Origin of the sequence: Amycolatopsis sp. NPDC098790 (genome assembly GCF_044759945.1) — a bacterium.
Classification (GTDB): domain Bacteria; phylum Actinomycetota; class Actinomycetes; order Mycobacteriales; family Pseudonocardiaceae; genus Amycolatopsis.
The window spans coordinates 627135-639846 of sequence record NZ_JBIWAI010000002.1; the positions used below are offsets into that span (position 1 = coordinate 627135).

General features: G+C 74.0%; 15 protein-coding genes. 10 read left to right on the forward strand and 5 right to left on the reverse strand.

Going from position 1 to position 12712, the window contains the following annotated elements:
* The first annotated feature begins 8 nt into the window (after positions 1-8).
* A complete protein-coding gene (locus ACIQWX_RS16495; protein WP_400870919.1) occupies positions 9-950 on the forward strand; it encodes an ABC transporter substrate-binding protein in 942 nt (313 codons plus the stop codon).
* Positions 951-975: 25 nt separating this feature from the next.
* On the opposite strand, the gene ACIQWX_RS16500 is transcribed toward ACIQWX_RS16495, so the two are convergent.
* The gene (locus ACIQWX_RS16500) at positions 976-1911 is read right to left on the reverse strand and encodes a GlxA family transcriptional regulator (RefSeq protein ID WP_400870922.1); all 936 of its coding nucleotides are present in this window, start codon (positions 1909-1911) and stop codon (positions 976-978) included.
* Positions 1912-1982: 71 nt separating this feature from the next.
* Here ACIQWX_RS16500 and ACIQWX_RS16505 point away from each other — a divergent pair, with 71 nt between their 5' ends.
* The gene (locus tag ACIQWX_RS16505) at positions 1983-2318 is read left to right on the forward strand and encodes a cupin domain-containing protein (RefSeq protein WP_400870925.1); all 336 of its coding nucleotides are present in this window, start codon (positions 1983-1985) and stop codon (positions 2316-2318) included.
* Here ACIQWX_RS16505 and ACIQWX_RS16510 read toward each other — a convergent pair.
* The gene (locus ACIQWX_RS16510; RefSeq protein WP_400870928.1) at positions 2303-2926 is read right to left on the reverse strand and encodes a maleylpyruvate isomerase N-terminal domain-containing protein; all 624 of its coding nucleotides are present in this window, start codon (positions 2924-2926) and stop codon (positions 2303-2305) included. The two genes, ACIQWX_RS16505 and ACIQWX_RS16510, sit on opposite strands and share 16 nt — an antisense overlap.
* A gap of 62 nt (positions 2927-2988) precedes the next feature.
* On the opposite strand from ACIQWX_RS16510, the gene ACIQWX_RS16515 reads away from it, so the two are divergent.
* Positions 2989-3771: a hypothetical protein gene (locus ACIQWX_RS16515; RefSeq protein WP_400870931.1), complete on the forward strand. Its 783-nt coding sequence runs from the start codon at positions 2989-2991 to the stop codon at positions 3769-3771.
* Positions 3772-3821: 50 nt separating this feature from the next.
* On the opposite strand, the gene ACIQWX_RS16520 is transcribed toward ACIQWX_RS16515, so the two are convergent.
* Positions 3822-4721, reverse strand: a complete 900-nt coding sequence (locus ACIQWX_RS16520) for a LysR family transcriptional regulator (protein WP_400870934.1) — start codon at positions 4719-4721, stop codon at positions 3822-3824.
* Positions 4722-4818: 97 nt separating this feature from the next.
* On the opposite strand from ACIQWX_RS16520, the gene ACIQWX_RS16525 reads away from it, so the two are divergent.
* Positions 4819-5415 (forward strand): LysE family translocator, encoded by a 597-nt coding sequence (locus ACIQWX_RS16525; protein ID WP_400870937.1) that lies wholly within the window; start codon positions 4819-4821, stop codon positions 5413-5415.
* Here the strand turns inward: ACIQWX_RS16525 and ACIQWX_RS16530 are convergent.
* Positions 5405-6310, reverse strand: a complete 906-nt coding sequence (locus ACIQWX_RS16530) for a LysR family transcriptional regulator (RefSeq protein WP_400870940.1) — start codon at positions 6308-6310, stop codon at positions 5405-5407. The two genes, ACIQWX_RS16525 and ACIQWX_RS16530, sit on opposite strands and share 11 nt — an antisense overlap.
* 122 nt (positions 6311-6432) lie before the next feature.
* Between ACIQWX_RS16530 and ACIQWX_RS16535 the strand changes: the two genes are divergently transcribed.
* Positions 6433-7263: an SDR family NAD(P)-dependent oxidoreductase gene (locus ACIQWX_RS16535; protein ID WP_400870943.1), complete on the forward strand. Its 831-nt coding sequence runs from the start codon at positions 6433-6435 to the stop codon at positions 7261-7263.
* 4 nt (positions 7264-7267) lie between these two features.
* Here ACIQWX_RS16535 and ACIQWX_RS16540 read toward each other — a convergent pair whose 3' ends face one another.
* Positions 7268-8164, reverse strand: a complete 897-nt coding sequence (locus ACIQWX_RS16540; protein ID WP_400870946.1) for an aldo/keto reductase — start codon at positions 8162-8164, stop codon at positions 7268-7270.
* 122 nt (positions 8165-8286) lie between these two features.
* Between ACIQWX_RS16540 and ACIQWX_RS16545 the strand changes: the two genes are divergently transcribed.
* The 5 genes from ACIQWX_RS16545 (at position 8287) to ACIQWX_RS16565 (ending at position 12692) form a co-directional block, all read left to right on the forward strand.
* Positions 8287-8832, forward strand: a complete 546-nt coding sequence (locus ACIQWX_RS16545) for a TetR/AcrR family transcriptional regulator (protein WP_400870949.1) — start codon at positions 8287-8289, stop codon at positions 8830-8832.
* Positions 8833-8852: 20 nt separating this feature from the next.
* The gene (locus tag ACIQWX_RS16550; RefSeq protein ID WP_400870952.1) at positions 8853-9392 is read left to right on the forward strand and encodes a Chromate resistance protein ChrB; all 540 of its coding nucleotides are present in this window, start codon (positions 8853-8855) and stop codon (positions 9390-9392) included.
* Between the two features lie 6 nt (positions 9393-9398).
* Positions 9399-10535 carry an MFS transporter gene (locus ACIQWX_RS16555; RefSeq protein WP_400870954.1) on the forward strand — a complete coding sequence of 379 codons (1137 nt, stop codon included), beginning with the start codon at positions 9399-9401 and terminating at the stop codon, positions 10533-10535.
* A gap of 175 nt (positions 10536-10710) precedes the next feature.
* Positions 10711-10887, forward strand: coding sequence for a hypothetical protein (locus ACIQWX_RS16560; protein ID WP_400870957.1), 177 nt, complete (start codon positions 10711-10713; stop codon positions 10885-10887).
* Positions 10888-10913: 26 nt separating this feature from the next.
* Entirely contained in the window at positions 10914-12692 is a 1779-nt protein-coding gene (locus ACIQWX_RS16565; RefSeq protein ID WP_400870959.1) for an HEXXH motif domain-containing protein, read from the forward strand.
* Positions 12693-12712 lie beyond the last annotated feature (20 nt).

Below are 12712 nucleotides of genomic sequence, written 5' to 3' on the forward strand. Positions count from 1 at the left end.
GGAGAGACATGAGACTGAGAACCCTGTTGCTCGCTTCGGTGTTCGCGCTCGCCGCGTGCGGCAGCCCGGAGGCGGCGACCACGGGCGCGCCGGCCGACCAGCCCGGCGGCGTCAACATCACCGCGAACCAGAACCGGATCCGGGCGCAGAAGGTCGACGCGATCGCCGCGCTCGTCCCCGCCGACATCCGGACCCGCGGCACGCTGGTCGTCGGCACCACCGGCAACGGCACCCCGCCGCTGTCGTTCCGCGCGGACGACGACAAGACGGTCATCGGCGTCGAGCCCGATCTCGCGCAGCTCGTCGCCGACGTGCTCGGGCTGAAGCTGGACCTGCAGGCGTCGTCGTGGGAGAACCTGTTCCTCTCGGTGGAGAACCGGCAGTTCGACGCCGGGTTCTCGAACATCACGGTCACCGAGGAGCGCAAGGACAAGTACGACTTCGCGACCTACCGCAAGGACACGATCGCGTTCGAGGTCAAGAACGAGAAGACCACCGCGGTCAAGGAGGCGAAGGACATCGCCGGGCTGACGGTCGGCGTCGGCGCGGGGACCAACCAGGAGCAGATCCTGCTGCGCTGGGACCAGCAGAACAAGGCGGCGGGGCTGGCGCCGGTGAAGTTCCAGTACTACCAGGCGACCTCGGACTACTACCTGGCGCTGCAGTCCGGCCGCATCGACGCGTACGTCGGCCCGAACCCGACGTCGGCCTACCACGTGGCGGTCGAGGGCAAGACGAAGATCGTCGGCACGGTCTCCGGCGGCGGCACGATCCCGGCGGACATCGCGGCGATGACCAAGAAGGACAACGGGTTCGTGAAGGCGCTGCAGCAGGCTCTGGACACGGTGATCAAGAACGGCCAGTACGCGGAGGTGCTCAAGCGCTGGAACCTGGCGTCGGAGGCGTTGCCGGCGTCGGAGGTCAACCCGCGGGGCCTGCCGCGCAAGTGAGGGGGGAGCGCCGGGGCGCGCACCCTCACTCCGGTGTGCGGAACGCCCGCCGGTAGGCACCAGGGGTCGTGCCCACCTGGGCGCGGAAGCGGCGGCGCAGGTTGACCGCCGACGTCAACCCGACCCGGGCCGCGATCGCCTCGACCGGGAGGTCCGTGTCCTCCAGCAGGACGCGGGCCTCCGTCACCCGGCGGGCCAGCAACCACGCTCCCGGGCTGGTGCCGAGCTGGGCGGCGAAGCGCCGGGCGAGCGTGCGCGAGGAAACACCGGCGTGCGCGGCCAAATCGGCCACCGACAGCGTCCCGAGCCTCTCGCCCGCCCAGCCGAGGAGCCCGTCGAGCGCGTCCGGCGGCGGGGGAGGCGGGGCGAACTGCACCTGACCACCCTCGCGGTGGGGCGGCATCACCATGTGCCGGGCCACCAGTGCGGCGTGCGCGGCGCCGTGGTCCTTGCGGACGAGGTGCAGGCACAGGTCGATGCCCGCGCCGGCCCCGGCGCTCGTGGCGACGTCGCCGTGGTCGACATACAGCACGTCCGGCTCGACGCGCACCCGCGGGAACTCGCGCCGCAGCTGCTCGGCGCGGCCCCAGTGGGTCGTGGCCGACCGGCCGTCCAGCAGCCCCGTGCGGGCGAGCGCGAACACCCCGGAGCAGATGGTGACCAGGCGCGCGCCCCGGGCGTGGGCCCGCAGCAACGCTCGCCGCACACGCGGCGGCAGCGGCGCCTCCACCGGCGCCCAGCCCGGGATGATCACGGTGTCCGCGGTGTCCAGCGCCGCCAGGCCGCGCGGGACGGCCATCGCGTACCCGGCGGTCGTCGGCACCGGGCCGGGCGTCTCCGCGCACACCTCGAACTCGTAGTACCCGGGCACGCCGTCGCGCGGCGTGCCGAAGACCTCGGCGGCGCAGCCGAGCTCGAACGTCGACTGCACCGGCCGCACCAGGGCCACCACGCGATGCATGGCAGAAAAGTACCCCAAGGTGTCTTCGCGGACACTGGCCGCGCTCCGCGGGCGGCGGCATCGTTGCGGTCATGCACCCCGAGATCCTCGACCAGCCGGGCTACTTCTCCGCCACCGTCGGAGAAGCGCCCGTGCGTGACCTGTTCCCCGGCATCCGATTCCGTCCACTGTGGACCGGACCGGGCGGCGCGCACGCGGGCGTCCTCGAGATGGACGCCGGCACGTCGTGGCCGCGCCGGGACGTCCACGAACCCGGGCCGGAGGAGGTGTTCGTCGTCGAGGGCACGTTCCACGACGGCGCGCGCGACCACCCGGCGGGCACCTTCCTGCACGCGCCCGCGGGCTCGTGGCACGTGCCCGCCAGCGCCACCGGCTGCACGTTGTTCCTGTTCTACCCGGAGGGCTGAACGCCCCACCGCCAGCCGGTCTGCCGCGGGCGGCCGGGCAGGTCGCCGCGCCCGGTCGCCCAGAGCAGCGTCGCCCACGGATCGGTGTCCGCCGGCGCGCCGGGGAAGAAGCGGGTGAGCAAATGGGCGCACAGATCGGCGGGCGGTGACCACGGAAGCCTGAGTCCGGTGGTGACGTCGTGCATGTGCACCAGCGTCTCCCCGATGGCCATCGCGGCGAAGCCCTCGGTGTCGAGGACGCCGTCGTCGTGGTGGGAGCGGACGTCCGGCGGCGTGGTCCGCACCACGGCCACCAGCAGGGCACCGCACGCGTCGACGCACCGCAGCAGGCCGGCCGGACCCGCTTCCCGGTCGGCGTAGAGGATCAGACCGGGGCCGCCTTCCCGGCGCTGGGCCCACGCGAACGGCACCGACCGCTCGGTGTCGGCGACCCGCGGCCCGAGCTGGGCGGCGTAGAAGAAGAAGTTGTCGGCGAGGTGCTCGACGGTCTCCCAGCAGGACCAGTCCGTCGTGCCGGCGAGGGCGTCCCAGTCGGCGTCCCGCGCGCCGGCGAGGGTCGCGGTGGTCGTCCGCACGGTGGCTTCGACGTCGGCCGCGGTGATCGGCATCGGGCGAGCCTATCGGGTAGCGACCCTGGTGCCGAACGATTTGCTGCGGTACAACCGGAGACGTGGCCGGGCACGCCGCGGTGGAGCGGGACGTACTGGTGCGGTACCTCGACGCGTGGACGGCGAAGGCACTGCGGTCCCAGCGCGGCGGCACGTACGTCGAATGCGGCGGCTTCGCGGCCGACGCGGTCCGGGTGTTCGGCGAGTTCGCCGACCGGCTCGACGGGCACCACCTGGAGCTGGTGGTCGTCGGTTCGGCGGCGCCCGAAGACGTGCCGGCGGGGCTCTCGGTGCGGGTCGCCGAAGATCCCCGTGACGTCGAGGTGGCCGGGCCCGTGCTGACCCATTTGGACGGTCCGGCGGCGTGGCCGCTGGTCGCGCCGATGGCCCGCGGGAAGGGCCACGAGGTGGTCGTCACCGCGCCGGCGGCGGACCACGGGGTCTCGGAGGGGTGCGCGGTGGAGCTGGTCGCCGAAGCCGGCGAAACGCGGCTGCTGGTGTTCCTCACGGCGGACGAGAAGCACCTCGCGACGTTCAAGAGCGAGCTGTGGGCGGTGGACGAGTTCGCGGGCATCCGCTACCGCGACCCGCACGACCCGGAGCGGACCCTGGTGGACATCTCGCTGACGCCGCAGCTGCTGCCGTTGCGCCGGGCCCTGCTCGCCGAACTGGGACGGCGGGGGAGGTGCCCGGTGGTAGAGCTGCAGCGGTTCACGCTGCTGGAGACGATCTACCGCCCGGAGGACGCGCTGGGGGCGCTGGGTTCCGCGGTCGCGGCGGGGGAGCTCGCGCGCGACCCGGAGAAGGGCCGGTTGACGCCGAAGGTCGTGGTGGGGCTGCCGTAGCAGGCGGCCTCTGTCCCCACGCGGCGACCACCGCCTGGCCCGCGCCGCCCTCAGCCGGCTGCCTCCGCCAGCAGCGCCGCCACCATCGCCCGCACCGGTGCGGTCCTCTCGACCGCCGGCCGGGTCGCCGCCAGCACGTGCCGCACCGGTTGCGCCGCCCGCGGAAGCCGCCGCACCACCACCCCCGTGTGCTGCACCCCGAGCGCCAACGCCGGCATCAGCGCGAGCCCCAACCCGGCCGCCACGAACCCCTGCGCCGGCCAGTACTCGTCCGCCTCGATCACCCGTCGCGGCTCGAAGCCCGCCTCCGCGAACGCCGCCGTGGTCGCGGAGCGGCAGCAGCCGACCTCGCACTTCAGGTCGATCCACGGCTCGGCCGCCGCGTCCGCGAGCGCGATCGTGCGCCGGGCCGCCAGGCGGTGACCGCGCGGCAGCACCAGGCGGAACGGGTCGGTCAGGAGCCGGTGGTACGTCAGCCCGTCGCCGGGGTCCGGCACCGCGTGGGCTTCGATCACCGCGAGGTCCAGCTCGCCCTGGCGCAACAGCCCGAGCGCGCGGTCCGTTTCGGCGCTGCGCAAGCCGATCTCGAGCCCGGGCAGCTCGGCCCGCAGCCGCGCCAGCGCCGGCGGAACCAGTTCGGCGCCCGCCGTGGCGAACGACGCCAGCCGCAGGACGCCCAGCTCGCCGGCCGTCAACGCCGCCAGCGCGGCCTCCGCCTCGGCCATCCGCTCCAGCAGGGCGGCGGCGTGGCCGGCGAGCAGCCGCCCGGCCGCGGTGGGCCGGATCCCGCGGCCCGCCGGTTCGAACAGCACCGCGCCCGTCCGGCGTTCGAGCGCGCCCAGGTGCTGGCTGATCGCCGACGGCGTGTACCCCAGCCGGGTGGCGGCACCCCGGACCGACCCGGTCGCCACCACGGCGTCCAGGGCCCGGAGGTGACGCAAGTCCAGCACCCGCCGATCGTACAGTCCGGCTGAACGGTCCGGTAGGAACGTTCGCTTGTGCTGCACCGATCGGCACGCGACGGTGAGCCGGTCGAAAGGAGCACGAATGCCGACTCAGCAGACGGTGATCGCGTTCGCGGTGGTGGCCATCGGGCTGGTGCTGGTTCCCGGGCCGTCGAACTTCTTCCTGCTGGCGCAGGGGATCGGCCACGGACGGCGGGCCGCGCTGACCGCCGCCGCGGGGATCGAAGCCGCCGCACTCGTGCGCATCCTGCTCGCCGCGACCGGGCTGGCCGCGGTGCCGGCGTCGTCCGCGGTGGCGTTCGAAACCATCCGGTGGGCCGGCGCCGGCTACCTCGTGGTGCTCGGCGTCCGAGCCTGGCGGGCCGGCCCGCCGGCCCCGGCGCCGGGTTCGGCGCGACGCGGTTTCGTGGTCGGGCTGGCCAACCCCAAGATGATCGCGTTCCACCTCGCGTTCTTCCCGCAGTTCGTGTACCCGGACCGCGGTTCGGCGGCCGGCCAGATCCTGGTGCTGGGCGCGGTCTTCTGGGCCATCGGCGCGGTCTGGGACGTCGCCTTCGCGTGCGCGTCCGGTTCGATCGGCTCGTGGCTGCGCCGGCGCCCCGGGATCGCGGCCGCGCAACCCCGGGTCGAAGGGCTGGCCTACTGGGGACTGGCCGGCTGGGCGGCCGTCACTCGCTGACGGCGGCGTCGTGCAGGGCCGCGGCCACGCAGCTCGCCGCGTCGGACAGCGGCCGCGGCAGGTGCGCCAGCAGGACGCGGCGTTGCTCACCAGGCCCGCCTCGCACAGCCAGCACCCGCACCTCCGGCGGCACCACGGCGTCGAGCGAACCCGGCACGGTCGTGATCCCGCAGCCGGCCGCGACGAGGCGCAGCTTCGCCAGCCAGTCGCGGGCCGTGTGGGCGATCTCGGGCCGCTCGTCCAGGCCCGGCCACACACCCATCACCCGGTCGTCGCCCGAACCGGCGATCCAGCGCTGCCCGCGCAAGTCGGCCACGTCGATGTAGTCCTGCCGAGCGAGCGGGTGGGTCGACGGCACGGCCACGCGCAGGCTCCGCTCGGTCAGCACCCGCACGACCAGCGCCGGCGTTTCGGTGTCCGGCGGGCGGAACGGCGGCGCCGAGGCGACCAGCGCGAGGTCGAGCGTGCCGGCCCGCAGGGCGCGGACCAGCGCCGGTGTGCCGCCTTCGCGGCTGACCACGGTGATCGCCGGGTGCGTGCGCCGCAATGCCGTCAGCGCGCGCGGCACCAGGTCGGTTCCGGCGGTCGGGAACCAGCCCAGCCGGACCGTGCCCTGCTCGCCGGGCAGCCCGGCCAGCTCGCGCGCGGTGGCGTCGAGCGCGTCGATGACCCCGGCGGCCCGGCGCACGACGACCTGCCCGGCCGGCGTGAGCCGCACACCGTCGTGACGCCGTTCCAGCAACGGCGTCCCCGCGGCGCGCTCCAGCGAGGCGATCTGCCGCGAGACGGCCGACTGGGTGTAGCCGAGCGCGGCGGCCGCGGCGGTGAGCGTGCCGCGCTCGGCCACCTCGCGGAAGACCCGCAGGGCGGTCAGCGACGCGTCGGAGAAGGCCATGACATCTACGCATACCAGGTCTGCGGTTCTTTCGCTTTCCGCATGGCCCCGGCCGTCCTAGCTTGGAGTCGTGAGCTTGATCGGAACGACCCTGTCGGAAACCCTGCTAGCGAAGGAATCGCATGACCCCGAAAGTCGCCCTCGTCACCGGTGCCACCCAGGGCCTCGGCCTCGCGCTGGCCGAAGGGCTCGCCCAGCGGCTGTCCACTGAGGACACCGTCTACCTGACCGGGCGCGACGCGCGGCGCGTCGCCCAGGCCGTCGAAGCCGTGCCCGCCGGTGGCGCCGAAGTCCGCGGCGAAGTCCTCGACGTCGCCGAGCCGGCGGCGCCCGGCCGCCTCGCCGCGAAGCTGGCCGAACGGCACGGCGGCGTCGACGTCGTCATCGGCAACGCCGTCATGCGCGTCGGTCCCGACGACGACCCGCGCGTGATCGTCCGCGACTACGCCGAGGTCAACAACTTCGGCACCACCCGCCTGCTCCGCGCCTTCGCGCCGCTGCTGCGCGACGGCGGCCGGTTCCTGGTCGTCGCCAGCTCGTTCGGGACGCTGCGGCACCTGGCGCCCGCCCTGCACGACCGGTTCGATCGTCTGTCCTCTTTGGACGAGGTGGACAAGCAGGTGGCCGCCTGGCGTGACGCGGTCGAGGACGGCAGCGCCCGCGCGGGCGACTGGCCGGGCTTCGTCAACATCCCGTCGAAGATCGGCCAGGTCGCGGCCGTGCGCACGCTCGCCGCCCGGCGCCGCGACGACGACCTGGCGCGGGACGTCCTGCTCGCCGCCGTCTGCCCCGGGATGATGAACACGCCGACGTCCGCGCTGTGGTGGGACGTCAGCACCGCGCCGAGCCCCGCCGAAGCGGCGGACGCCTTGCTGGAGCTGGTGTTCCGGCCGGTCGACCCGGCGCAGTACGGCGAGCTGGTCCGCGACGGGGTGGTCCTGCCCTGGCGGTGACGGCTCAGCCGAGCGAGGCGTCCAACGACCGCGTCGGGACGGCGTCCAGTGCGGCCAGCGCGTCCGCGTCCAGCACGACGTCACCGGCCGCGATGTTGGCCTCCAAGTGGTCGGCGCTCGCGGTGCCGGGGATGAGGTGGACGTTCGGCGCGTGGTGCAGCAGCCACGCGAGGCCGATCTGCGCCGGCGTGCGGCCGAGGTCCCGCGCGACGGCCTGGACCGCGGGCTCGCCGGTCACCTTCGGCAGGCCGGGGAAGGCGCCGCCGAGCGGGAAGAACGGCACCCACGCGATGTCCTCGGCGACGCAGAGCTCCACCATGTCCTCGTCGTCGCGGCCGACCAGGCTGTACGCGTTCTGCACGCACGCGATGCCGGCCGGGAGAGCGCGACGCAGGGTGTCGAGCGTGATGCTGCTGAGTCCGATCGCGCCGATCTTGCCCTCGTCGCGCAGGGCCGTCATGACCGCGAGCTGGTCGTCGAGGCCGACCACCTGGTCGCCCTCGGCGAGCACGCCCGGCCGCCGGTCGGCGCGGCGCAGGTTCACCAGCGGGATCCGGTCCAGCCCGAGCGTCCGGAGGTTGTCCTCAACGCTCGCCCGCAGCTCTTCGGGGCGTTGCGCCAGGCGCAGCGGGATCGGGCCGCCGGGGTCGGGATCGGCGCCGACCTTGCTGACGACGAGGACGTCGTCGCCGGGCCGGACGGCCTCGCGGATGACCTCGTTGACGAAGCCGTTGCCGTAGAACTGCGCGGTGTCGACGTGGTCGACGCCCAGGTCGAACGCGCGGCGCAGGAGCGCGACGGCCTGGTCGCGGTCGGCGTGGAGGCGTTCGAGCTGCATCGCGCCGTAGCCGACGCGGGAGACGGTGCGGCCGGCGAGCCGGGCACTGTTCGTGGATGGCATGCGTGATCCGTCCTCGTGCGATGATGGTGAAGCGGAGGAACCTCCGCTAAGCCGACCGTAGCACAACCGGAGGTGCCTCCGCTTTGCCATCGTCTTCCTCTGCGCCCGACTCCGACCGGCCGGTGCGCTCCGACGCGCGCCGCAACCGGGAAAAGCTCGTCTCGGTCGCTCGGGCCGCCTTCGCCGTCGCCGACGGGACCGTCGCGCTCGAAGCGATCGCCCGCGAGGCCGGCGTCGGGATCGGCACGCTCTACCGCCACTTCCCGACGCGCGAGGCGCTCGTCGAAGCCGTCTACGCGGCCGAGCTCGACGACGTCACCGCGAGCGCCCCGGCGTTGCTGGAGGAGCTGCCACCCGAGCCGGCGCTGCGCGCGTGGATGGACCGGTACGCGGCGTTCATCGACACCAAACGGGGGATGGGCGACGCCCTGCGCGCGAGCCTGGCGTCGGGCCGCATCACGACCCCGGTGACGCGGCGGCGGATCACCGAGGCGATCGGCGCGATCCTCGCGGCGGGAGCCGCGGACGGGACGTTCCGGGCCGGCACCGACCCCGAAGACGTCACGCTGATGCTGCTCGGGGTGTTCCTGTCGACGTCGGCCGACCAGGACGCGGCGCGGGTCGGCCGGCTGCTCGACCTGATCGTCGACGCCCTGCGCCCGATGTAACACGTGCTACATTCGCCGCCGTGACGAACTCGCGGTGGTCGGTGCTCGTGGTGCGGGTGCCCGCCGAGCCGAGCCGGCACCGGGTCGCCGTCTGGCGCGAGCTGCGGCGGGCCGGAGCGCTGTCGCTGGGCCAGGGCGTCTGGGCCGTGCCGGACGTGCCGGTGTTCGCCGACGGCGTCGCGCGCGTGATCGAGCTGGCCGGACGCGGCGACGGCGAAGTGCTCGTGCTGGACGCCGCGGGGCGGGCGGAACCGGACGCCGCGCGGCTGGAGGCGCTGTTCACCGCCGAGCGCGCCGAGGAGTGGGCGGAGTTCCTGGCCGACTGCGGCAAGTTCGACGCCGAGATCGACAAGGAGATCCGCGTCGGGAAGTTCACCATGGCCGAGCTCGAAGAGGAGGAGCAGAGCCTGGAACGCCTGCGCCGGTGGCATCGCGACATCAAGGCCCGCGACGTGTTCGGCGCCGCGGCCGCGCCCGAGGCCGATCGACGCCTGGAGCACTGCGCCGGCCGGCTGGCCGAGTACACGGACCGGGTTTTCCGTGCGCTGGACCAGATGTGACGCCGGATGACCAGGCCGCTGGCCCCCGTGTACGCGGCGGGGTTCGTCACGGCGTTCGGTGCCCACAGCATCGCGGCCGGGCTCGGTGGCTACGCCGAGGCCGAACACGCGTCGCTGCTGACGTTGGGGCTCCTGCTGGCGGTGTACGACGGCGCCGAGGTCGTGCTGAAGCCGGTGTTCGGCGCGCTGGCCGACCGCGTCGGACCGCGTCCGGTGCTGCTGGGCGGGCTGGTGGCGTTCGCCGTCGCGTCGGCGGCGTTCGTGCTCGCGGGCGAGCCGGCCCTCGTCGGCCTGGCGCGGTTCGGCCAGGGCGCGGCGGCGGCCGCGTTCTCCCCGGCGGCGGGGGCGTTGGTGGCCCGGCTGACGCCGCGAACGGGCCACGGCCGGGCATTCGGCGGCTACGGCGCGTGGAAGGGCCTGGGCTACACGCTCGGCCCGGTCCTGGGCGGCGTCCTGATCACCCTGGGCGGCTACGCGCTGCTGTTCGCGACGCTCGGCGGTCTCGCGCTGGCGGTCGCCGGCTGGGCCGCGGCGGTGGTCCCGGTGGCGCCGCCGTTGCCCCGAACCCGCCAGACGGTCCTGGACCTGGCACGCCGCTTGACCGGCCGCGGGTTCCTGCGCCCCACGGCCACCCTGGCGGCGGCAACAGCGGCGGTGGCGGTCGGCGTGGGCTTCCTCCCGGTGGCCGGCGCGGGCAGGGGAGCACTGGTGACGGGAGCGGTGGTGTCCGTGCTGGCGGCCACGGGAGCACTGGTCCAGCCGTGGGCCGGCCGAGCCCACGACGCGGGCCGCATCGGCGACGCAACGGGCATGGCCGCGGGCCTGTCGGCGGCGGCGCTCGGCCTGGCGGCGGCAACGGTGGTACCGGGACTCGCCGGCTTGCTGGTGGCCGCGGTGGCGATCGGCGCCGGAACGGGCTTGGCAACGCCGATCGCGTTCGCCCACCTGGCAGCGGCAACCCCGAAGGAGAGACTGGGCCAGACGATGGGAGCGGCCGAGGTGGGCCGAGAACTGGGCGACGCGGGAGGCCCCCTGTTCGTCGGAGCATTGGCGGCGGCCGGATCGCTCGGCGTCGGGCTGGGCGGGCTGGCGGCGGTGCTGGCGGTTTTCGCCGTGGCGGTCGGAATCACCGCGCGCCGGTGAGACACCGCAGTCCCGCTTCAATCTGACGGACAAGCGGAACCGCCGCCTTCCGGAAACACACAGTATCCGGACCAGCGGAGATTGATCCGCCAAGCGGACGGTCACAAAACCGTTTTGTTGTTGCATGATGATTACTCCCCCTGATCGCGGGGCTCGTCGTGAGGGAGGACCTGACATGGGACAAGCGCGGGGCGAAGTCACCACCAGGATGGTCGATCTGTCCACCGTTTCCCTGGCCGACTTGCGCCTGAGCGATGACCCGGCGCTCCAGCACTCGCTGCGGCTGGTCGCCGGGCGAGCCGAGTGCAGCCGCACCGGCGTTCTCCAAAACCAGGCCCCGGACGCGCGTTGAGCGGGGGTTAGGGAACTCGCGACCCGATGCTGGACACCCACCGGGTGTCATTGACCAACCTCGACGCGATGGCCGCGGGCCGGAGTGACGCGGCCGTCGTGGCGCAGCTCAGGCAGGCCGATCGCAGCCGGCGGCTGACGCTGCTGCGGGCGGTCCTCGACGCCGCCGCCGAGCTGAACCCCGCGATGGCCCCGTTGCCGCCGCTCGGCGAGGCGTGGACCTTGCTGATCGAGGCGCAGCAACGCGATCCGGCCGCGACCGATCGCGTGCTCGCGCATCCGCACACGGGCCTGTGGGCGGCGAACGTCCTGCAGCGGCTGGCGAAAGGCGGCTCCGGCGACCCGCCGCTGTGGGCCGACCTCGGCGGCCTCCACCGGCTGGCCACCGCGGCGGCGATCCGCGCCGGACACGACTTCCGGTCCCGGGTGCCGGTGTGGCGCGGCCGGCTGATGTTGCCGACCCTCGGCCTCGCGGACGTCCGCAGCCGCCGGGACTGGGATTTCGCCCAGGTGCACGCCGAACGCGGGCACGTCCTCGTGCGCGGCCCGTCCGGCAGCGTGCAGCTGCCCGACGACGGCGTGGCCGACGGACCGGGCTGGCTCCCCCTGCGCTCTTTGCCCATCGGCGATGGTGAGCTCTTCCTGGACGACATCGATCCCTACCGCGAGTTCGACGGACCGCTTCCGCCGCAGCGGCTCGACGCCGGGGAAGTGGCGCAGTGGTCGGAAATCCTGAACGCCACGTGGCGGCTGCTGTCCGAGCACCACCCCGCGATCGCGGCGGAGCTCACCGCGGGGCTCACCACCCTGGTACCGAGGGCGGCGATCGACCGTTTCACCCCTTACAGCGCGTCGCACAACGACGTCTTCGGCTCCCTGGTGCTGTCCCGGCCGCCGGACGCGACGACCTTCGCCGCTACCCTCGTCCACGAGTTCCAGCACAGCAAACTCGGGGTCTTGCTGGTGCTGGTCGATCTGCTCGATCCCGCCGGGGACAACGGTTCCGCAAGGCTGTACGCCCCGTGGCGCGACGATCCACGCCCGCCCGCCGGGCTCCTGCACGGCGCCTATTCCTTTCTCGGAGTGACGGCGTTCTACCGCGGGCACTACCCGGTGGCGGAGGGACTTGCAGCCCGGGCCGCGCAGTTCGAGTTCGCCTACCGGCGCGAGCAGACGGCGCAGGCGGTCGGCACGTTGCTCGCCGAAGCGGTGCCGTCGGCGCTGGGGCGCCGGTTCCTCGCCACGGCACAGGACCGGCTGCGCGAATGGGGTACCGAGCCACTGCCGGCCGACATCACCGAAGCCGCCGCGCGGGCGAACCTCGACCACCGCCTGTCCTGGCGGCTGCGGCACCTGCGAAGCACGGACGCGGTCGTGGCGGAACTGGCCGCGGCCTGGCTTCGCAACCGGCCCTGCCCGTTCGTTCCGGCCGCGCCCCCGAGCCTCGTACCGGCAACGGGTTCCGCCGGGCACGCGCGGCTCACCCTCACCCGCACGTGGCTGACCGACCCGGACCTGTACGACGTCTACCGCGCCGAGCCGGAACTGGCGATGGCCGAAATCACCGGGATGTCGGCCGCGGACCTGGCACTGGTCGACGGTGACACGACGATCGCGGCCGAGCTTTACCGGCGTCAGCTCACGCTCACGCCCGACTCGCCGGCTGCCTGGGCCGGGTTCGCACTGGCCACCCGGCATCCGGTGCTGCTGAGCCGCCCGGAGCTGGTGTCGGCGGTGCACCGCGAAGTCCGCCGGCAGCGGGGGGTGGCGCCCGACCCGGACCGGCTGGCGCGCTGGCTCGGCTGAGGACGAACGCACGAAGCCTC

Bases quoted from the DNA above. Each gene is read 5' to 3' on its own strand.
- ACIQWX_RS16495 (WP_400870919.1), top strand. From the start codon at position 9: ATGAGACTGAGAACCCTGTTGCTCGCTTCGGTGTTCGCGCTCGCCGCG.
- ACIQWX_RS16500 (WP_400870922.1), bottom strand. From the start codon at position 1,911: ATGCATCGCGTGGTGGCCCTGGTGCGGCCGGTGCAGTCGACGTTCGAG.
- ACIQWX_RS16505 (WP_400870925.1), top strand. From the start codon at position 1,983: ATGCACCCCGAGATCCTCGACCAGCCGGGCTACTTCTCCGCCACCGTC.
- ACIQWX_RS16510 (WP_400870928.1), bottom strand. From the start codon at position 2,926: ATGCCGATCACCGCGGCCGACGTCGAAGCCACCGTGCGGACGACCACC.
- ACIQWX_RS16525 (WP_400870937.1), top strand. From the start codon at position 4,819: ATGCCGACTCAGCAGACGGTGATCGCGTTCGCGGTGGTGGCCATCGGG.
- ACIQWX_RS16530 (WP_400870940.1), bottom strand. From the start codon at position 6,310: ATGGCCTTCTCCGACGCGTCGCTGACCGCCCTGCGGGTCTTCCGCGAG.
- ACIQWX_RS16535 (WP_400870943.1), top strand. From the start codon at position 6,433: ATGACCCCGAAAGTCGCCCTCGTCACCGGTGCCACCCAGGGCCTCGGC.
- ACIQWX_RS16540 (WP_400870946.1), bottom strand. From the start codon at position 8,164: ATGCCATCCACGAACAGTGCCCGGCTCGCCGGCCGCACCGTCTCCCGC.
- ACIQWX_RS16555 (WP_400870954.1), top strand. From the start codon at position 9,399: ATGACCAGGCCGCTGGCCCCCGTGTACGCGGCGGGGTTCGTCACGGCG.
- ACIQWX_RS16560 (WP_400870957.1), top strand. From the start codon at position 10,711: ATGGGACAAGCGCGGGGCGAAGTCACCACCAGGATGGTCGATCTGTCC.
- ACIQWX_RS16565 (WP_400870959.1), top strand. From the start codon at position 10,914: ATGCTGGACACCCACCGGGTGTCATTGACCAACCTCGACGCGATGGCC.